General features: G+C 65.0%; 14 protein-coding genes and 1 tRNA gene. 6 read left to right on the top strand and 9 right to left on the bottom strand.

Annotated features, from left to right (window positions below; genetic code table 11):
• Nucleotides 1-26 precede the first annotated feature (26 nt).
• Complete coding sequence (locus AC3A4H_RS03250; protein WP_487765394.1) at nt 27-1,880, bottom strand: AsmA family protein; 1,854 nt, start codon at nt 1,878-1,880, stop codon at nt 27-29.
• A 225-nt stretch (nt 1,881-2,105) separates the two neighbouring features.
• On the opposite strand from AC3A4H_RS03250, the gene AC3A4H_RS03245 reads away from it, so the two are divergent.
• Nucleotides 2,106-4,064 (top strand): acetoacetate--CoA ligase, encoded by a 1,959-nt coding sequence (locus AC3A4H_RS03245; RefSeq protein ID WP_487765393.1) that lies wholly within the window; start codon nt 2,106-2,108, stop codon nt 4,062-4,064.
• Between the two features lie 272 nt (nt 4,065-4,336).
• Here AC3A4H_RS03245 and AC3A4H_RS03240 read toward each other — a convergent pair whose 3' ends face one another.
• The 3 genes from AC3A4H_RS03240 to AC3A4H_RS03230 all read right to left on the bottom strand — a co-directional run bounded on the left by AC3A4H_RS03240 (nt 4,337) and on the right by AC3A4H_RS03230 (nt 11,122).
• Nucleotides 4,337-5,815, bottom strand: a complete 1,479-nt coding sequence (locus AC3A4H_RS03240; protein ID WP_487765884.1) for an ABC transporter permease — start codon at nt 5,813-5,815, stop codon at nt 4,337-4,339.
• 363 nt (nt 5,816-6,178) lie between these two features.
• Nucleotides 6,179-7,228 carry a Fe(3+) ABC transporter substrate-binding protein gene (locus tag AC3A4H_RS03235; RefSeq protein ID WP_487765392.1) on the bottom strand — a complete coding sequence of 350 codons (1,050 nt, stop codon included), beginning with the start codon at nt 7,226-7,228 and terminating at the stop codon, nt 6,179-6,181.
• A gap of 357 nt (nt 7,229-7,585) precedes the next feature.
• Nucleotides 7,586-11,122: a PAS domain S-box protein gene (locus AC3A4H_RS03230; protein WP_487765391.1), complete on the bottom strand. Its 3,537-nt coding sequence runs from the start codon at nt 11,120-11,122 to the stop codon at nt 7,586-7,588.
• A gap of 252 nt (nt 11,123-11,374) precedes the next feature.
• On the opposite strand from AC3A4H_RS03230, the gene AC3A4H_RS03225 reads away from it, so the two are divergent.
• Nucleotides 11,375-11,839: a phasin gene (locus AC3A4H_RS03225; RefSeq protein ID WP_487765390.1), complete on the top strand. Its 465-nt coding sequence runs from the start codon at nt 11,375-11,377 to the stop codon at nt 11,837-11,839.
• A gap of 242 nt (nt 11,840-12,081) precedes the next feature.
• Nucleotides 12,082-12,158: transfer RNA gene (locus AC3A4H_RS03220), tRNA-His, on the top strand.
• A gap of 16 nt (nt 12,159-12,174) precedes the next feature.
• Here the strand turns inward: AC3A4H_RS03220 and xseA are convergent.
• The gene (gene xseA / locus AC3A4H_RS03215) at nt 12,175-13,740 is read right to left on the bottom strand and encodes an exodeoxyribonuclease VII large subunit (protein WP_487765883.1); all 1,566 of its coding nucleotides are present in this window, start codon (nt 13,738-13,740) and stop codon (nt 12,175-12,177) included.
• A 123-nt stretch (nt 13,741-13,863) separates the two neighbouring features.
• On the opposite strand from xseA, the gene AC3A4H_RS03210 reads away from it, so the two are divergent.
• Entirely contained in the window at nt 13,864-14,808 is a 945-nt protein-coding gene (locus AC3A4H_RS03210; protein WP_487765389.1) for a DMT family transporter, read from the top strand.
• 42 nt (nt 14,809-14,850) lie between these two features.
• A complete protein-coding gene (locus AC3A4H_RS03205) occupies nt 14,851-15,888 on the top strand; it encodes a zinc-dependent alcohol dehydrogenase family protein (protein ID WP_487765388.1) in 1,038 nt (345 codons plus the stop codon).
• 15 nt (nt 15,889-15,903) lie between these two features.
• Here AC3A4H_RS03205 and AC3A4H_RS03200 read toward each other — a convergent pair whose 3' ends face one another.
• Complete coding sequence (locus AC3A4H_RS03200) at nt 15,904-16,860, bottom strand: LysR substrate-binding domain-containing protein (RefSeq protein WP_487765387.1); 957 nt, start codon at nt 16,858-16,860, stop codon at nt 15,904-15,906.
• A gap of 188 nt (nt 16,861-17,048) precedes the next feature.
• Between AC3A4H_RS03200 and AC3A4H_RS03195 the strand changes: the two genes are divergently transcribed.
• The gene (locus tag AC3A4H_RS03195; RefSeq protein WP_487765386.1) at nt 17,049-17,342 is read left to right on the top strand and encodes a YjiS-like domain-containing protein; all 294 of its coding nucleotides are present in this window, start codon (nt 17,049-17,051) and stop codon (nt 17,340-17,342) included.
• An 82-nt stretch (nt 17,343-17,424) separates the two neighbouring features.
• On the opposite strand, the gene AC3A4H_RS03190 is transcribed toward AC3A4H_RS03195, so the two are convergent.
• The 3 genes from AC3A4H_RS03190 to AC3A4H_RS03180 all read right to left on the bottom strand — a co-directional run bounded on the left by AC3A4H_RS03190 (nt 17,425) and on the right by AC3A4H_RS03180 (nt 20,220).
• Nucleotides 17,425-17,649 (bottom strand): type II toxin-antitoxin system HicB family antitoxin, encoded by a 225-nt coding sequence (locus tag AC3A4H_RS03190; protein ID WP_487765385.1) that lies wholly within the window; start codon nt 17,647-17,649, stop codon nt 17,425-17,427.
• Between the two features lie 235 nt (nt 17,650-17,884).
• Entirely contained in the window at nt 17,885-18,748 is an 864-nt protein-coding gene (locus AC3A4H_RS03185; RefSeq protein ID WP_487765384.1) for a DUF937 domain-containing protein, read from the bottom strand.
• A gap of 98 nt (nt 18,749-18,846) precedes the next feature.
• Nucleotides 18,847-20,220, bottom strand: coding sequence for a glutamate--cysteine ligase (locus tag AC3A4H_RS03180; RefSeq protein WP_487765383.1), 1,374 nt, complete (start codon nt 20,218-20,220; stop codon nt 18,847-18,849).
• Nucleotides 20,221-20,267: the final 47 nt, after the last annotated feature.

The raw sequence follows: 20,267 nt of genomic DNA, 5'->3' as shown, positions 1-20,267 counted from the left end.
CCCCGGAGCACAGAGCTCGGCTGCGTCTAGTCTGCACCCTGGCTCGGCGATGCGCCGGCAGGGGACGACTTCACCGGCGATATGAACGGGGCGTTCCACGAGCCGCCGACGAAGAAGGTGGGCGAGGGTTCGACATCGCCTTCCGCCGGCTGGTCAGGCGGTACCATGCCGCCCGACAGGGCCAGTCCGCGGCTGGTGAAGGGCACGATGCCCGTAAGCCACAGCCGGCCTTGCGGAGCCCGGGCCTCAGCCTTCTCTATCCTGATCACCCCGCGAAAAATGCTGGCCTTGAGCTCGGCGCCCTCGATGGGGAGCGTTCCCTTCGACACTTCGTCCAGGGCAAAGAAGCCGCCTTCCTTGGAGCGCTTCTGAAAGCTTGCCAGATCGAATTCGGAAAGCGCGCCGGGTCCGAAACTCGCCGAGATCGATCCCTCGCCATTTTCCACGATCGAGTCCCAGGCGCGGCCCGGACCCTTCAAGATGACGGAGATGGTGCCCCGGCCGATCGGCACCAGCCGGGTCATGCCGGCTGCTGCGCCGAAGGCACCGCCCTCGATGTCGGAGGCCAGAAAGCGTATCTCGGCCTGGGTTCCCTCCGGCCGGCGGTCGAAGCGGGCGCTGGCCTGCAGGTTGCCGCCAAAAGCGGAGGCATCGGAGATGTCGAAGGCCACCAGTCCGTTCTTGATCTGCGCGGTGGCCGCCACGTTCGCGAGTGCCACCGAACCGACGCTGGCGTGGCCGGCGGACAGGCGCAGATCGAGCCCTATGCGGTTCGAGAAATCGGCATCGATTTCGGGCGAACCTCCGGAAGTCGCGGGCGTGAACGCGGCGAGCAATGTGCGTAGGTCGAGCGTATCGAAAGCCAGGGTGCCGGAGATCACCGGCACCCGCTCGCCAAGGATCAGGTCGAGTGCCCCGCGCCCCGGGTTCTTGTCCAGCGCGATCTCGGCGTTTTCCAGCTTCATACGCTGCGTATTGCCAACCAGGCGGCCGCCGATTGCCAGCGAGCGGATGGCGCTGGCAGTGGTGGACATCTCGGCGCCGGACCAGTCGTTCAGGCGCTTCAGCGAAGGGGTCGCGAATTTCAGCTTTCCGTCGAGATAGGCGTTCTGCGAGGTCTTTATCGTGCCATCGAAGGAAGCAGTAGCGGGCGCAGAGGCCAGGTTCAGCGACAGCGGCGCTTCGCCGCCCGCCAGCAGCAGCAGGGGCTTGGCCGATGAGATTTCAAGATTGACGGTTTCGCCGCGCCAGATCACGCTCAGGGCGGCGTTGGCCGACTTGTTCAGGGCGGGCCAATCCAGCCTGCCGGTCGCGCCTGTCAGTATTTCAGAATCCTTGCCGTCGACATAGGTCGTGACCCGGCCGTCGCGTATGGAGATCACGCCCAAGTCGCGCGGGGGAAGACCGCGTTCCGTGTCGGCGGAGCTGTCCGCCAGGGCTTGCGCCGTCTCGCGGATCGCGTTGGCAATGCGGCCTCCGTCCGGCGGCAAGGGCCGGTAGCTGCCGTCGACGTCCTTCTCCAGCCGCAGTGTGGGCCGGACCAGTTCCGCGGACGAGAAAACAATATCGCCGCGCAGGGCGGCGAGCGCGGAGAGCTTGATGTCGATCCGTTCGGCCTCGATCACCGGCGGATGATCGGCTTGGCCCCACGGCGTCATGGTTACATTGTTCACGCTTGCGCGGAGGCTCGGCCAGACCCCGATCTCGGGCGCGGCGCCGATGGAGACGCGATAGCCGCTCCACGAGCCCAGCTCATAGGCGATGCGGTCGCGGACGATGCGTGTCGAGGCAAGGAAGGGCAAGATGGCGACGGCCAGCGCCACAGCCAGCGCTGCTATCGCGATTGCCCATAAGCTGCGTCTGACCAAAGGTGACGGCATTGTGCCTCATTCATGCTGATCGAACTGTCGACCGCCTGCGTTCAGCCGGTTGCGTCGCAGACCGGTGTAGCGGACATGCGTGGCATTTCAAGCATTTGTGGCCGTGACATGACGTTTGCGCACAAGCGCTTGGAGATTTGCGCACCGCCATGCCGCTCCCGGTACATTATCTTGCTTGGCCGCATCGCAAAATGCATAACGGCAAGGCTTTTGGAGGAGAGTGCAATGTCGAATTCCGCGCCGCTGTGGACGCCGTCTAAAGAACGGATCGCAGTCGCCCCGCTGACCGCCTTCATGGCCGAAGCGTCGCAGAGGGCTGGACGCAAGTTTTCCCACTACGCCGAACTGCACGCCTGGTCGGTGGCCGACCGTGAAGCCTTCTGGAACCTGATCTGGGATTTTTGCGGCGTGGTCGGCGACAAGGGCGAGCGCGTGCTGGTCGACGGCGACAGGATGCCGGGCGCGCAATTCTTTCCCGACGCTAGCCTGAACTACGCGGAAAACCTGCTGAAGAAGACGGGTCCGGCGGACGCCATCGTCTTCAAGGGCGAGGACAAGGTGACGCGCCGCCTGTCATGGGACGAACTGCATGCGCTGGTGTCGCGGCTGCAGCAGCTGTTCCGTTCGCTCGGCGTCAAGCAGGGCGACCGGGTGGCCGCCATGATGCCCAACATGCCCGAGACGGTGGCGGCGATGCTTGCCGCCGCTTCCATGGGCGCGGTGTGGTCATCCTGCTCGCCCGATTTCGGCGAACAGGGCGTGCTCGACCGTTTCGGCCAGATCGAGCCGGTCGTGTTCATCGCGCCCGATGGCTATTACTACAACGGCAAGCAGATCGACGTTGCGGCCAAGATCGCCGCGGTAGCCAAGAAGCTGCCGACGGTGCGCAAGGTGCTGGTTGTCGACTATCTCGGCAAGGCGCGTGAGGTGGCAGCAGGCGTCGAAGGCGCGCAGGCGCTGGACGAGGCGCTGGCGCCGTTCACCCCGGCCAAGGTGAACTTCGAGCGGCTGCCATTCTCGCACCCGCTCTACATCCTGTTTTCCTCCGGCACGACCGGCATTCCGAAATGCATCGTCCATTCGGCCGGCGGCACGCTGCTGCAGCATGTCAAGGAACAGCGGCTGCATGCGGGGATAGAGGAGGGCGATCGCTTCTTCTATTTCACCACCTGCGGCTGGATGATGTGGAACTGGCTGGTCTCGGGCCTCGCCTCGGGCGCGACCTTGCTGCTCTATGACGGCTCGCCCTTCCATCCGGACGGCAACGTGCTGTTCGATTTTGCCGACGCCGAGAAGATGACCTATTTTGGCACCTCGGCGAAGTTCATCGACTCCGTGCGCAAGGCGGGTCTGCGCCCTATCGAGACGCATGACCTGTCGAGCGTGCGCACGCTGTCGTCCACGGGCTCGCCGCTGTCGCCGGAAGGGTTCGCCTTTGTCTATGACGGCATCAAGAAGGACATCCACCTCGCCTCGATCTCGGGCGGCACCGACATCGTCTCCTGCTTCGTGCTTGGCGTGCCGACGGAGCCAGTGTGGCTCGGCGAAATCCAGGCGGCCGGGCTCGGCATGGCTGTCGATGTCTGGGACGACGCCTGCAAGTCGATCCGTGGCGAAAAGGGCGAACTGGTCTGCACCAAGCCTTTCACCGCCATGCCGATCGGCTTCTGGAACGATCCGGACGGAAAGAAGTACCGCGCCGCTTATTTCGAGCGCTTCGACAATGTCTGGTGCCATGGCGACTTCGCCGAATGGACCGAGCACGGCGGCATCGTCATCCATGGCCGTTCGGATGCCACGCTGAACCCGGGCGGCGTGCGCATCGGCACGGCCGAAATCTACAACCAGGTCGAGCAGATGCCGCAGATCGCCGAAGCGCTGTGCATCGGACAGGACTGGGACGGCGATGTGCGGGTGGTGCTGTTCGTGCGCCTGGCAGGGGGCGTCAGCCTCGACGAGGCGCTGGAGAAGGAGATCCGCGCCAAGATCCGCGCCGGCGCCAGCCCGCGCCATGTGCCGGCCAGGATCGTGGCGGTCACCGATATTCCGCGCACCAAGTCGGGCAAGATCACCGAGCTTGCGGTGCGCGACATCGTCCACGGCCGCCCGGTCAAGAACAAGGAGGCGCTGGCGAACCCGGAGGCGCTCGACCTTTTCCGGGACATTCCGGCGCTGCAGAGCTGATCCGGTGGGCGCCGCAGGCATGCTTAACGAGAACTGAACGCGAAATTTACGGCGTTTTCACAACTGATACAGTTTCGTAAATTTCGTCGGATTCGGGTAAGGATTTGTTAAGGGGTGTGGCACGATAGTCGGGCCAACTTGAGGGAGAGATCCCGTCCTCGCTGACGCGAGGAAGCCATCTCGGTCAAGTCCCGTTGTGACAGCATTTCATTCAGGCGCTCCCTTCGGAGCGCCTTTCTTTTTGGTTGCCGAACGCGGTTGTTCGCGGAGGCTCACATGGTCGCTTCGCGGTCGCGCGCCAATGCGCCCGACAGAAGCATCACCGGCACCAACGCGGTAAGGATGATGAGGATCGCCGCCACCGCGCCTTCCTCCGGAACGCCGCGTGAGGCGTTCTCGTAGACGAAGGTCGCCAGCGTATTGAAGCCGAACGGGCGCAGCAGGATCGTCGCCGACAGTTCCTTGATGGTGTCCACGAACACCAGGACGGCGGCGGTGAGGATCGCGGGCTTGAGCAGCGGCAGCAGCACGTGCGTGGCGCTGCGGGTCGGCGTGTGGCCGAGGCTGCGGGCGGCTTCGTCCAGATTGGGCGGCAGCTTCTCCATGCCCGACCGAATGGCGCTTTCCGCTAGTGCCAGGAAGCGGATGGCGCAAGCTACCACCACCGCGGCGGCCGAACCGGTCAGCAGCAGGCCGGTGCTGAAGCCGAACTCGGCGCGGGCAAAGCCATCGAGCGCATTGTCGAAGCGGGCCAGTGCGAAAAGCAGACCCAGCCCCAATATGCCGCCGGGCAGCGCGTAGCCTATCGAGGCCAGCCGCACCAATACGGAGATGCCGTGCGAACGGCAGAGCCGAACCGCATTGATGAGGAACAGCGCCAGAACCACCGTAATCAGCGCCGTGGCCGTGGCCGTGGCCAGGCTATTCAGGAAGGCGCGGCTGAGCGCCGGTGCGTAAAACTGTTCCATCCGCCGCGCCGCATACTGGCCGAACACGAAGATCGGTATGCCGAACCCGGCAAGCACGGGCAGGACGGTTGCCGCCAGGGCGGCCAGCGCGCGCCAGCCCTTCAGCCGCCGGCGGGGAGGGCGAGCGCGCATATGGGTGGCACGGCCGGTGTGGAAGCGCTGGCGTCGCCGCGCCCATTGCTCGGTGCCCAGCAGCATGAACACCAGCATGAGCATGACCAGCGCAATCTGCGCGCCGCCCTCAAGGCTGCCGCGGTTTAGCCACGTCGCATAGACGGAGAAAGTCAGCGTGCGCACGCCAAGATATTCGGCAGCCCCGATGTCGTTGACGGTCTCCATCAGCACCAGCGCGACACCGGCGACGATAGCCGGCCGGGCGACCGGAAGCAGAACGCGCCAAAAGACCTTGCCCGGCCGCGCACCGAGTGTGCGGGCCACGTCAGCAATGTTGCGGCCCTGCATCAGGAAGACGATGCGCGCGGTGAGATAGACGTAAGGATAGAGCACCGAGGACAGCACGAAGGCAGCACCTGGCGTGGAGCGAATGTCGGGGAACCAGTAGTCGCGGATGGTCCGGAAGCCGAAAAGCGCCCGCACCAGCCCCTGCACCGGACCCGTGTAGTGGAAGAATTCGCCGAAGGCGTAGGCGGCGAGATAGGTGGGCACGGCAAGCGGCAGCACGAGCGCCCAGGAGAGGGTCCTGCGCAGCGGAAAGTCGAAACCAACGATCAGCCAGGCGCTGGCGACACCTACGATGGAGGTTGCCGTCGAGACGAGCGCCATCAGGTAAAGCGTCGTCAGGCTGGAGCCGGGCAACACATTGGCGACCAGATGCGGCCAGTCCTCGCCGGTTCCGCTGAAGGCGACATAGGCCAGCGACAGGATCGGCAGCAGCACGCAGGCCGACACCGCAAGCGTCAGCAGGTGGATGCCGACATGCCGGGTGCGCTTGACGCGCCGCCGCACCGGCCGGGATGCCAGCTCCGATATTGCCTGGTCGTTGCGTTCGATTGCGGTCAATTGGGACCTTCGTGAAAAACGGAAAAGCCGGACACTCGTCCGGCCCGGCTTTCCCGACGGTTAATTCAGAGCATGATCCCGAAAAGTGGGAACCGGTTTTCGGAAAAGATCATGCTCCACAAAGCTTCAGTTTGCCGGGCCGTCGTCGAGGCCGACGCGGTCGACCATCTCGGAGGCGGCCTTGCGGTTCTTGGCGATCTCGACCAGCGGCAGGGTGTCGGCGTTCAGTTCGCCGAACTCCTTGACCACCGGCGAGGGCTCAAGGCCGGGCTCGACCGGATATTCGAAGTTCTTTTCGGCGTAGATCTTCTGCGCCTCATGGCTGGACAGGAACTGGATGAGCTTGATGGCATTTTCGCGATGCGGCGCATATTTCGTGAGCGCGGCACCCGAGATGTTCACATGCGTCAGGCCGTTTTCCCAGGTCGGGAAGATGACGTTGATGGCATTGCCCCACTCCTTCTCCTGCGGCTCCTTTTCGTTGGTCCGCATCAGGCCGACATAATAGGTGTTGCCGATGGCGATGTCGCATTCGCCGGACGCGATGGCCTTGGCCTGCGGGCGGTCGCCGCCCTCGGGCTTGCGCGCCAGATTGGCCTTCAGGCCCTTCATCCACTCTTCGGTCTTCTCAGGCCCCCAATGCGCAATGGCGGCGCCGAACAAAGCGAGGTTGTAGTCGTGCTGGCCGGAGCGGATGCAGATCCTGCCCTTCCACTTGGGGTCGGCAAGTTCGGCATAGGTGATGGCGGTGTCCTTCACGCGGTCCTTCGAAGCGTAGATGACACGCGCGCGCTTGGTGAGGCCGAACCAGTTGCCCTCAGGATCGCGATATTCAGGCCGGATGTTGGCATTGATGGTGGCATCGTCCAGCGGCTGGGTGATGCCCTTGTCCTTCGCGGTGGTGAGGCGCGCGACGTCGACGGTCATGATGACGTCGGCCGGCGAGTTCTGGCCCTCGGCCAGGATGCGCTCCTCAAGGCCCTTGTCGAGGAAGAGGACTTCGGTCTTGATGCCGGTCTCGGCCGTGAAGGCGTCGAGCACCGGCTGGATCAGCTCCGGCTGGCGATAGGTGTAGATGTTCACAGTGCCTTCCGCGAGTGCCGTACCCGCGAACAAGGCGGCAAAGGCAAAAGCGGCGGTTCCGGCAATCTTCGACCGGGCGTTTCCAGATTTCATGTCACTCTCCTGACCAGTGGGGTTAAAGGCCCCAGGGACGTGTTTGGTGGCGGCATGCAGCCGATGCTCTTTTGGAGCATTTATAGGGTGGGATCAAGCAAACGCCAATAAATTCAATAGTTTAGAATAATTCTAAACTGGACAAAAGCAGGCAGGTTTTCAAGGGCTTGCCGAACAACCTGAGAGAGGGGTGGCGCCAGGCGCGACATTTTGTCCGCATGGGGGTGTGGAAAACGTCGGCGACCTGGCGGGTCGAAGCCCATCCCGACGGCGGAACTGCGGTCGAAACGCGGTGTTTTCGCCGGTTTCAGCCGGAGCGCGCCGCATGGGGCGCGTTCTCCGCTCGTTTCCTAAGGGTCAGTCGGCCAGAACGCGGGTCGACGGGAAGGTGATTTCCACCAGCGTGCCCTCGCCAGGCGTGGAATTGATGGTGAAACGGGCGCGGTTGGCTTCCACCATCGCCTTGGTCAGCGGCAGGCCGAGGCCGGTGCCGTCGCCGCGCGGGCGTTTCAGCGAATTGATCTGCTTGAACGGTTTCAGCGCCTGCTCGATTTCCGCCGGGGTCATGCCTATGCCGGTGTCGCGCACGCGCATGACGATGTCTCCGTTCGTCTCGTAGGCGGTCGAAACGATGACCTGCCCGCCTGCCTGGGTGTAGCGCACGGCGTTGGAAAGAATGTTGAGCGCGATCTGGCGCACGCTGCGCAGGTCGGCCACCACGTCGGGCAGCCTGGAGGCGAAGCTGGAACGGATGATGACCCGCTCGCGATTGGCCTGCGGCTGCATCATCGCCACGGTCTCGGCCAGCGTGTCGTTGAGCGACACCGCCTCGTTGGACATTTCCTGCTGGCCGGCCTCGATCTTGGAGATGTCGAGCAGGTCGTTGACTAGGTCGAGCACGTGGTTGCCGGAACGGTTGATGTCGCGCAGATAGTCGCGGTAGCGGTCGTTGGCGACAGGGCCGAACTTCTCGTCGATCATCAGTTCGGAGAAGCCGATGATGGCATTGAGCGGAGTGCGGATCTCGTGGCTGACGCGGGCGAGGAAGTCGGTCTTCTGCGACGAGGCTCGCTCGGCCAAGGCGCGTGCCTGGGTAAGCTCCTCCTCGGCGCGCTTCCACTGGGTGATGTCGCGCACCACGGCGCAATAGCCGCTGTCGTTGGGCAGGCGGCCGATGGTCATGAACATCGGAATGAAGCGGCCTTCGGCCTCGCGCCCGATCACTTCGCGGCCGTCGTTGAGCACGCTTGCCACGCCATGCTCGGCCAGCCCGTTGAGATAGTCGCGCACGGCGCGCTGGCTTTCCATGGCGAAAAGCGAGGCGAAGGGCTTGCCTGCAACCTCGTCGGAGTCCAGGCCGAACAGTGCTTCGGCCGGCCGGCTGATGGAGCGGACGGTGCCATCCTTGTCGATAAGCACGACGCCATCGGTGGCCGTATCGATGATGGTGCGCATTTCGGCGATGCGTGCGTGAAGCTCGGCTTCGCTGGGCAATTGCGGCGCGGGTTGCTCTTCCTCGCCGGTGCGGCGCACCACCAGCATAAGCGCCTTGCCGCCCTGCCACGGCACGGAACGCAGAAGCGCCTCGATGGGGAACTCCAGCCCGTCGCCGGTGCGCAGCCGCAGATCATGGTGCGGAGCGTCGGCGGCCGCATCGGCGTAGCTTTCGGCAAACAGGGCGTCGAGGCCGCCTGCAACGGCCAACTGTTCGAGCGACTGGTAGCCCGTGAGCGTGAGGAACTCCTCATTGGCGTAGTGCAGCACGTCGCCGGAATGGATCAGCACCGGCACCGGCAATTTCTCAAGGATTGCCGTGTCGGCCGGCAAGCGCGATGCCGCGCCGGGAGCAAAGGCTGAAGGAAGGAAACCTTCATGCCTGAGCGGCGGGGCCTGCCGGGCGGGCTCGCCCTCGGTCGCGACTTCGATAGGGACGCCGCCGGTCTCCGCCGCCGCGGCGGTAATTTCGTCGCTTCGGACTTCATCGGCAGCCGCGGTGCCCGCTGGTTCTGCCTCGATCTCGGCGGCCGGTACGGCTTCGGCGGCAACCCCAGCGGGCTGCTCCTCGCCCGCCGGCTCGGGGGCCCCCGCTTCGGCAGCCGCCGCGCCGTCCGAAGCTGCCGGGGTGGCTTCGACCTCGTCGGGCTGCGGCGCCTCAACGATCTGTTCCGGCTGGAGTGCGGTCTCGTCGATGCGGGCGGCGGGCGCGTCTTCTTGTTCCAAAGCCGGCTGTCCGGTTTCTCCGGCCGCCTTTTCCCCGTCGCCCTGCTTCTTCAGGCGTTCGCCGATTTCGCGGAAGGCACTGCGCTCGACAGGCGAAAGACCCTTGTCGGATGCGGGGCCCGGCCGATGCTCCGCCAGCCTGATCACCTTGTCGCTGACGCGTCGGTCGGGCTTGGGCTCGACAACAAGTGCCGGAACTTCGCCGTGGAACGGGTCGAATTCCGCCTGCTCCCCATCTTCGGGCGCATTGGTTTCGGTCTGCAACGGCCCGCCGGGCACCAGCACCAGGCCGAGGCCTTCGGGGTCGGGCAGGGCTTCGCCGCTGCGCGCCACGCCGAAGCCGCGAAAACCTTCGAAGACGCGGTCGCGGCTGTAGACGGGCAGGGCGGCGAGATCGACCGGGATCTTCAGCCCGGTGCCCACGACCGGCCAGAATACCGAACGCCCCGACCAGGTGTCGCGGCGTTCGAGCAGCCCGGCGATCTCGCCGGACGGGTCGAGGTTGAACGCGTTGGCGACATCGCGGAAACGCCTGCCGATGACATCGGCGGCGGCCGCGCCGACCGCGTCCGAAAACTCCTTGGAAATGGCGGTGAACCTGCCTTCGGCATCGGTGCGCCAGACGAAGCGGGTGGGCGCGGCATCGCGATCCGTTCTCGGCACCGATGCTTCCGCCAAGGGCGCCGGCGCCACTGCCGCGGGCGCAGGGATGTCAGCTTCCTCCACGGCAGGCGCTTGAGGGGCCGCCTCTTCCTCGGCTCGTGAAACGGCGATCGGTTCTTCCGACGGAGGCGTTTGGGACGCCGATTCGACGGCCGGCACTTCGGTCGGCGTTGTTTCGACGGCAGTGGAAGCCACTGTCGCCTCAGCCGGGGCGACGTCCTGACTTTCAGCGGCAGGCGGTGCGACCTCCGGTTCCACCGGCAGGGTTTCGGTAACCGGTGGCTCGGCTACGGCAGGCTGGGCCGGTACTTCGGCCGCGGCTTCGGCTTCCGCCGTCTCGTCCAGTTGCTGCTCGTCGACGACCAGCAGCAGGTGGCGCGCAGGCTCATCGGCCAGACGGGCGATGCCGGCGGGCAGCAGGCCCTTTGCGCTGCGGATCATGCGCTTGACCAGACGGTCGCGCGCCATGCCGACCTCGGCGACAAGCTCGGAAAGTGTCTGCGGTGCGATGCCCAGCGCCGCGAAGCCGCTGGAGCCGGCTTCGACCCCGCCCTCGGGGCCTAGCAGCGCCGCAAACTGGCCATGGCCCTCCAGCCCGCCAATGGCGCGCTGGGCAAGCTCGCCGGCGCCGCGTCCGCCGCCCCGCTCAGCAGGAACGGCAAGCAGAATCGCCTCTTCGCCATCGGGCAGCGGCAGCGCGCTCGCGATGAAATTGACGGCGCGGCTGGTGGTGCCGGAGGCAATGCGCACCAGAAGGTTGCGGTCGCGGCCGATAGCCGGATAGCCGCTCGTGGCCATGATCTGGCGCTTTGCGGCGAGCGAAAGGCCGGGCTCCTCGCCGATGGTCGCCTCGATGTCCGGATAGCCGAGCAAGGCCGCGCCCGGGCCATTGGCCCAGATCACTTGATCCAGATCCGTCGTCAGGATCGCCAGCGCGTCGCCATCGGCGAAGCGCTGCCTTACGTCGTCGAGGATCGCGACATCGATGAACGAATACGAAGCGGACGGCATGTGCTCACTGGGCCTTGCTGCGAAGGCGTATCCCTCTGCAGTTAACCGTTTATTAATAACAAGTCGGCGGTTCCAACGTCCAGAAATCCGCGCAGATAGCGAGCGGAAACTCGCGGTTTGGTTAACGCGGGCTAAGCTCGCATGGTGCGATGCACAATTATGTTGCACTGCAGCATGTGCAATGCTATATAGCATTCACGCATGAATGTGACAGCCCCCTAGTAAAGCCTGTCCACTGTAAAGGATGCAATCATGTCCAAAACTGCTGCCAAGACCGCAGAGTTTACAGAGAATGCCGAGTTCGCTGCTTTCGACGCCTCGAAGGCCACGGACCAGTTCCGCGCCTTTGCCGAAAAGGGCATGGAGCAGTCGAAGGAAACCTTCGCCAAGCTGAAGAGCGGCGCGGAAGACACCCAGAAGGCGCTTGAGACCAGCTTCGAAGCCGCCCGCGCGGCTGGCGGAGACCTGTCGCTGAAGGCGATCTCCACGCTGCGCACGAATACCGAGGCCGGCTTTGCCCATCTTGAGGCGGTGGTTGCCGCCAAGTCGCTTGCCGAACTGTTCGAACTGCAGACCGCCTTCCTGCGCCACGGAGCCGAAGCGGCCGTTCAGCAGGCAAAGGACTTCCAGACCTTGTCCACCAAGGCGGCCGAGGATGTCGCCAAGCCGTTCAAGGACGTCTTCGAGCGCACGTTCAAGGAACTGAAGGTCGCCTGACAATACCGAGATTCGCCGAAGGCAACCTCCTCTCTCCTCCTCAGCCTTCGGAAACCGCGGCCAGCCCTCCGCTGGCCCGACTGAAAAAGACCGGCTACTCCGCCGGTCTTTTCTTTTTTGTCGGGTTTTTCCCGGTTTTCCGGCCCATTGGCCCCCTGCGGCCAAAATGACCGGGAGAAGCACCGACATGTGGCTTGAAATGTCCGTCATTTGTCCTTATTGGACGCTTCACCAAATGGCGTGCCGTTGTAGCTCAGTTGGTTAGAGCGCCGGATTGTGGATCCGGAGGTCGCTGGTTCGAGCCCAGCCAACGGTACCACTCCTCCCACATGCACTCAGAACAGCGAACCCTGTGCGCCGGGATCCTTCGGCTTGGATGCGGGCTTGGCTTGCTGCTTGGGGCGGGCGCCGCCTTCGCCGGCGACAACGCCGACGGCGCCGTCGGCAAAGCGCAGCGAAAGGGCCGCGTTCGGCGCCACCTCTGCCGCGCGCTTCACCAGCTTGCCTTCCGCATCCGTGACCAGCGCGAATCCGCGTTCGAGAATCGATTGATGCGACAGCGTCGAAAGCAGGCGGTCGGCCTGGGTGATTCGGCCCCGCTGCCGTTCAAGGCGGAGGGCGATCGCATGATCGAGCCGCCGCTGCAGGGCGGCCAGCGTGTCGTGGCTCTGCGCCTGGCGGCGCAGCAATGGCGCCGGCCCGATGCGCTGCGCCGTGCGGTCGAGTTGCACGCGCCGCTCACGCACCATGGCGCGTAGCGCGGCAAAGGCGCGGGCAAGGTCGCGGTCGGTGATGCGGCGGGTTTCGGCGATCCGCCGGTCCAGCGTGGCAGGCGTCAGGCGAACGGCGGCGAATCGCGCCCGCTTGCGCTCGGTGCTGACCGAAAGCGCGCGCGTGAGCCGGCTGGTCAGCTCGTCGAAATGGCGTCGCGGCAGCGCCAGCAGCTGGTCGGGGGCCGGCAGCGCGCGCGAAGCCGCCCGCAGCGTTTGCCGCTTGCGGTCGAAATGGCGCGACATGCAGCCCTTGAGCCGCGCCGACAGGGTGGCGAGCCTGGCCTCCAGATCGGCCTTCACCGGAACCGCAAATTCGGCAGCGCCTGTCGGGGTCGGCGCGCGCACGTCGGCCGCATAGTCCACCAGCGTCCAGTCGGTCTCGTGGCCCACGGCCGAGATCACCGGTATTTGCGACGCAGCCACCGCGCGCGCCAGCGCTTCGTCGTTGAAGCCCCAAAGGTCCTCCAGGCTGCCGCCGCCGCGCGCCACGATGAGGATATCCGGTCGCGCCACCGGGCCGCCGGGGAGGAGGGCGTTGAAGCCCTGCACCGCCGCCGCGACCTCCGCGCCGGAAGTCTCGCCCTGCACGCGCACCGGCCACACCAGCACATGCAGGGGGAAGCGGTCGGTGATTCGGTGGATGATGTCGCGGATCACCGCGCCGGTTGGCGAGGTGATGACGCCGAGCACCAGCGGCATGAAGGGCAGGGGGCGCTTGCGCTCGCTGTCGAACAGGCCCTCGGCGGCCAGCCGGCGCTTGCGCTCTTCCAGCAGGGCCATCAGCGCCCCGGCGCCCGCCGGCTCCAGATTGTCGATGACGATCTGGTATTTCGACGAACCCGGATAGGTGGTGAGCTTGCCGGTGGCGATCACCTCCATGCCTTCCTCGGGGCGGAACTTCAGGCGACTCATCGTGCCCTTCCACACCACGGCCTCCAGCCGGGCGCGATCGTCCTTGAGGGTGAAATAGGCGTGGCCGGAGGAATGGGGGCCGCGATAGCCGGAAATTTCGCCGCGCACGCGCACATGGCCGAACTGGTCTTCGACCGCACGCTTCAGCGCGCCGGAAATCTCGCTCACCGAATATTCGATGACGTTGCTTTTCGATTCGGAGAAGAAGTCGCTCATCGCGCGATTGGCGCGCTTTCGGCGCCGCGGGTCAAGCCCGTTGGCGCCTTCATCACAAGCGCTCATGGGTTGATCAGAAGAATTGGATGGACGCCGGCCATACGGCGGGCATACGGCAGGCGCATGAGCGCACAGACATCGACCTTCGCATCCTCCCCGAAACCGCTTTCCGCCGACCGGCCGTTCCAGCCGCTCGACTATGGCCTCTATGCGCTTACCGTTCTCTCCTGGAGCGTGTCGTGGTTCGCAATCTCGCTGCAGGTCGGGACGGGCGTCTCGCCGGAGGTCAACCTCGTCTGGCGCTTCGCCATCGCGACAGTGCTGATGTTCGTCTGGGTGGTCGTCGGCCGCAAACAGTTCCGCTTCCCGCTGGCCGATCACCTGCGCTTCGCGCTACTCGGCGTGCTGATCTTCTCGTCCAACTTCCTGTTCTTCTATTATGGCGCGCTGTACCTGGTCAGCGGCCTGCTGTCGGTGGTGTTCTCGCTGGCCTCGGTCATCAATATGCTGCTCGGCGCCATTGTCATGCGCGCGCGCCCGGCGCCGAAAATCCTTGCCGGCGGCCTGCTGGGCTTCGGCGGCATCGCGCTGATGTTCTCGCCGGAGATCGCCGCGCATGGCCTTTCGGGCGGCACGCTGACGGGCCTGTTGCTGTGCGTGTGCGGCACGCTGAGCTTCTGCCTGGGCAATCTCGTCTCGGCGGCCAACCAGCGCCGCGGCCTGCCGCTGATACCAACCAGCGCCTGGGGCATGCTCTATGGCACGCTGTGGGCGGCATTCCTGGCGTTCTTGATGGGCAAGCCCTTCATCATCGCGCCGACCGTGCCCTATATCGGCTCGCTGGTCTTCCTGGCGGTGATTTCGACGGTGTTGGCCTTCGCCGCCTATCTGACCCTGCTCGGACGCATCGGGCCGGCGCGCGCGGGCTACGCCACCGTCATGTTCCCGATCTTCGCGCTCCTGGTTTCCACTGTGCTCGAAGGCTATGTCTGGACCATCTATGCGATCATCGGCCTTGTGCTGGTCGCCATGGGGAATGTTCTGGTCATTCGCGGCGGAAAGCGCTAGCTGGCGGCCAATGTCATTTGAGATCTCGGGGGAGGATCATCGATGAAGGCCGTTCTGTTCGAACATTTCCGCGAGCCGCCGAGCATACGCAACGTGCCCGACCCGACGCCGTCGACCGACGGGGTGGTGATCAAGGTCGAGGCGACCGGGCTCTGCCGCAGCGACTGGCACGGCTGGATGGGACACGACGCCGATATCGTGCTGCCGCATGTGCCCGGCCACGAACTGGCCGGAACCGTGGAGGCGGTCGGCCGGCAGGTCACGCAGTGGCGCGTGGGCGACCGCGTGACGGTGCCTTTCGTCGGCGGCTGCGGCCATTGCCACGAGTGCAATTCAGGCAACCACCAGGTCTGCGAACAGCAGTTTCAGCCCGGCTTCACCGCCTGGGGCTCGTTTGCCGAATACGTGGCCGTCGACTATCCCGACACCAATCTGGTGCGCCTGCCCGATGCGCTCGATTTCGCCACTGCCGCGAGCCTCGGCTGCCGCTTCGTCACCTCCTTCCGGGCCGTCGTCGACCAGGCCAGGGTGCTGCCGGGCGAATGGGTGGCGGTGCATGGCTGCGGCGGGGTAGGGCTCTCGGCGATCATGATCGCGTCGGCGATGGGTGCGAATGTGATCGCCGTCGACATCACCGAGGAAAAGCTCGCCTTCGCCCGCGAGCTTGGCGCGGTGGCCACCGTCAACGGCGCAGAGCAGGACGTGGTGGCGGCGGTGCGTGAGATCACCAGGGGCGGGGCGCATGTCTCGCTGGATGCGCTGGGGCATCCTTCCACCTGCTTCAACTCCATCGCAAACCTGCGCCGACGCGGCCGCCATGTGCAGGTGGGCCTGATGCTCGGCGAGCATGCCACACCGCAGATACCGATGGACAAGGTGATCGCGCATGAGCTGCAGATCATCGGCAGCCATGGCATGCAGGCCTTCCGCTACAAGGCGCTGATGGACATGCTGGAGACCGGCAAGCTCGCGCCGCAAAAGCTCATCGGCAAGCGCATCAGCCTTGAGGAGGCGCCGGTTGCGCTGATGCAGATGGACCGCTTCGACGGTATCGGCATCAGCGTCATCGACAGGTTCTGAGGCAGCCTCCGCCGCTTACCATCCCGGAAGGACAGCGTTGGGCCGCAGGCGCTTGCCCCGCAGCGACGCAATTGCGGCGAAATCGTAGGTCCCGGCTTCCTCCGCCGCCGGCACCGAGATGTTGTCGAGGCTTTCGGCAATGTGGCGCGCCAGCGCTTCCACGATGTCGGCGCGAGCGGTGGCGGCGCGCATGATGCCGATCTTGCAATCAGGCAGCGCGCCAAACCCGTCGGCCTCGCCCAAAACCCGCATGCCGGGCCGCAAGGCGCATTCCGGCAGCACCGAAATCGCCAGACCTGAAAGCACGGCGGCCGCGATGACGGTCGCCGACCAACTGGTGAACAGCACGCGGTAGTCGCGCTGCATCCGGTCCAGGACATCCGTGGCCGCGCGCCGCCAGATGCAGGTCGGGCGGCCGAAAGCCAGGGGCAGGATTTCCTGCTCGTGCGTGGCATGGTTGGCCGAGCTCACCCACAGCAGCGGCTCGCGTCGCACCACCTCCGACTGGCCCCTGCTATCGTCATGCGTCACCAAAGCAAGGTCGAGATGGCCGCGCTTGATGTGCTCGACCAGATTGAAGGTGGGCTCGCAGATAACCGTCAGTTCGACGCGCGGGTTGGAGCGGGCGAAGCGGGCCATGATCTCGGGCAGGAAGCGGTCGGCATAATCGTCGGGCGTGCCGATGCGGATGGTGCCTTCCAGCCGCCGATCGTCAAAGGCCGCCAGCGTTTCGCGGTTCAGGTGGATCAGCCGCCGCGCATAGGTAAGCAGTCGCTCGCCTTCCTCGGTCAGCCTGTTGCTGCGCCCGTCCTTCTCGAACAGCGGCTTGCCGATGCGTTCCTCCAGCCGCCGCATCTGCATCGACACCGCCGACTGGGTCCGGTGCACCTCTTCCGCCGCGCGGGTGAAGCTGCCGGTGTCGGCAATCATGATGAAGGTTTGCAGTTGGTCGAGGTCGAGCGGCGCGGACATGACGATCATCCATCATAGACTTTGATGACAAAGATTTAAAACATTCGTTGGATTAATCAATACAGCCACGGCACAGTAGCAATGTTTCAAGTCAAGCAAAGAAAACGCCGGCGAGACGCGGCGATGCGCGAAAACGTGTCGCCGCGTCAGGCGCTTTCCATGCTCGGAACTTTCCGCGGAGAAGTGCCATGGCTACGTTCGAAAACGCCCGCAAGACGATGCTCGTCGCCGCGCTGCCGGCATTCACCATGCGTGCGATGAATACCATCTCCAAAGCGTATCGGGTGTGGAAGAACAGACGCGAATTCTATCGCCTTGGCGAGATGACGGATGCCGAGCTTGCCGACATAGGGCTGATCCGCGCCGATCTCCGCATCGTGGCCGACCTCTCCCTCGGCGCCGACCCCACGAGGCGCCTTCGCACCATCGCGGTGACTCGCGCCGAGGCATCGCTCAGACAGCCGCGCCGCCGCCGCGGCTGAGTTTTCGCAGGCCCTCCACTCCCGCCGGTGTCCCCCCGGCCGCCTGCACATTGCCCGGCCCTCGCGGCCGGGCTTTTTTTGTTCAGGCCAACCTTAGATCGCGGGAAGGTTCCGGGATGGGTCTGCCTAGATCACGCGCTGCCTCGATCCACGCCGCTATGGCATCCTGCACATTTGCAACCGCCTGCTCGGGCGTGTCGCCATCGCTCATGCAGCCGGGCAAATCAGGCACTACGGCCGAAAAACCTCCACCGTCTTCGACAGACAAGGGCGCAACGATGATCGGATATTCGAGGCTAGCCGCCATGTCCCTGTACCTCATCGATGAACGCGACCAACATCCGAATATATACGGCTTTGATCGGGCGCCTGAAAGGGATGGTCAAAATACGCGAAACCGCTGGGTGGTACACTTTATAGTGCGAGCCGCCGGCTCGCGGAGGTTGGCATTCCACTCCCCCCCCCACGGCAAACGGCTGCGACATCCTGGATCGACCAATTACCCTGCGGATTATGACGCATGTGCTCAAGGCGCTTGCCCATTACCGAGGCCGATACCGGTCCATTCCCTTGCTGAACTGCTCGAAGATCGTTTCGATGCTCTTCTGGTATCCGTCGCGCTGCCGGGCGCCGGTTTCGAACATCTGGCCGAACAACTCGTCATAGGAATTGCGCGGGCGGCCGCTGGGATTGGCTGGCGGTTCGGGTTCCGGCGCGGGCTGCGGTTGGGTCGACTGCGCGCCGGCGAACATCTGTTCGAGGAATTTGCCCCAAGGATTGTCGCCCGGTGCGAACGGTGCTTGCCCGGCCTGTCGCTGTGCCCCGCCAAACATCGCCTGGAGCATTTGCGCGAATGGATTGTCGGCAGGCCCGGTCGATTGCGGCTGTTGCGCCGCGGCTCCCGGCATGAAGCCGCCCTGCCGCATCATCTGTTCCATGATCTGCCCAAGCGGATTGGCGCCGGCCGTGCCGCCGGGCTGGGCTTGAGCGGTGGTCTGCCTGAACATTCCGCCCATGATCATCGAGGCGAGCACGGGCAGCATCTGCTTCAGCACTTCCTGGCTGACGCCGGAGACAGCCGCTGCATGGTCGGCGACGGCCCGGGAAAGCTCCTTGGAGCCGAACAGGTGCCCCAATATGCCGTTGCCCTCGGCCATTCCGGCCGGCGCAAAGGCATTGGACGGGTCGTCGAAATATTTGGCGTGCTGGCCGCTTGCCATGGCGTTGAGGAAGGCGCCCACGCCATAGGGGTCCGAGGTGTTCTGCTTCAGCCCCTGCGAGAAGGCCGGCAGCAGCGCCTCGACCGCGGCTTGCGTCTGCTGCATCGACAGATTGAACTGCCGCGCCAAGGCCTCCATGCCTTTGCCGTTCTGGGCATTGGCCAGCATGTCGAACAAGGGAAGCATTGCCGTTCCTCCTCGAAAGCCGTTTTCGAGGAGAGCGTAGACCAAACCGCCCGGTCCGCATATGGGGTTGTTTGGAGCCGGCCAGGCCGGCGGTGGTCTCAGTAGGCGTATTCCAGAAACACCGGCTCGATCGAATCGCCCCAGCGGGTGTGATAGGCATTGACCATTTCCTGCGCGCTGGTGGTGCCGCGCGCCACGACCTCGTCGAGCGTGGACAGGAAATTGGTTTCGTCGAAGCCGTCGCGGTTCAGGCGGTTGCGGTTCTTCAGGCCCTTGCGGGAAATGGCCAGCACCTCGCGCGCCACATCGCGCAGCGTGGTGTCGCGGAAGGGGGTGGCAATGCCCTGCGCCGGCACCGCATTGCGCATCGCCAGCACTTCCTCATAGGTCCAGTTTGCGGTCAGCGCTTCGGCCGCGTCGAGCGCTTCCTCGTCGTAAAGCAGGCCGACCCAGAAGGCGGGCAGGGCGCAGATGCGCCGCCACGGGCCGCCGTCGGCGCCGCGCATTTCCAGGAACCGCTTCAGTCGCACGTCGGGGAAAAGCGTCGAAAGATGGTTGGCCCAGTCGCCGATGGTCGGCATTCCATCGGTCACCTCGTTGCGCGCCGCGCCGCCCATGAACTGGCGGAAGGTCATATGCGTCATGTCGTGGTAGCGATCGTCGCGGATGACGAAATACATCGGCACGTCGAGCGCCCATTCGACATAATCGGCAAAGCCGAACTCGGGCGAGAAGCAGAAGGGCAGCAGGCCGGAGCGCTGGTTGTCGGTATCGGTCCAGATGTCGCCGCGCCAGCTTTGCAGGCCATTCGGCTTGCCGTCGGTGAAGGGCGAGTTGGCGAACAGGGCCGTGGAAAGCGGCTGCAGCTTCAAAGAAACCTGCATCTTGCGCCGCATGTCGGTCTCGGACGAGAAGTCGAGATTAACCTGGATGGTGCAGGTGCGGTACATCATGTCCAGGCCCTTGGTGCCGACCTTCGGCATGTAGGCGGTCATGATCTCGTAGCGCGACTTGGGCATGCGCGGCGTTTCGGCAAGCGTCCATTTCGGGCTGCCGCCGAGGCCGAGGAAGCGGATGCCGAGCGGTTCGGCGATCTCGCGCAGCTGCGCCAGATGCGCATTGCCCTCGCGGCAGGTCTGGTGGATGGTTTCGACCGGCGCGCCGGAAAGCTCGAACTGGCCGCCCGGCTCCAGCGAGATCGCGCCCTGGCCGGTCGGCTCCACCAGCCCGATGATGCGGCCCTCGTCGAGGATAGGCTCCCAGCCCAGCGTGCGTTGCATGCCTTCGAGCAGCGCGCGGATGCCGCGGTCGCCGCCGTAAGGAACAGGCGCGTTGCCGTCGACATAGAACGGGAACTTCTCGTGCTCGGTGCCGATGCGCCACTTCTCGCGCGGCTTGTTGCCCTCGGCCAGATAGGCGACGAGTTCGTCCATGCCTTCGATCGGCCGAAAATCGGTGGTGTCGCGCGCCATAGTCTACCCTCTCGCCGGCCCAAAAAACGTGGGCGCTTGATGGACGC

It is taken from the genome of Pseudaminobacter sp. Soil_N_29, assembly GCF_057656055.1.
This window is presented reverse-complemented; position numbering and strand designations above follow the sequence as displayed.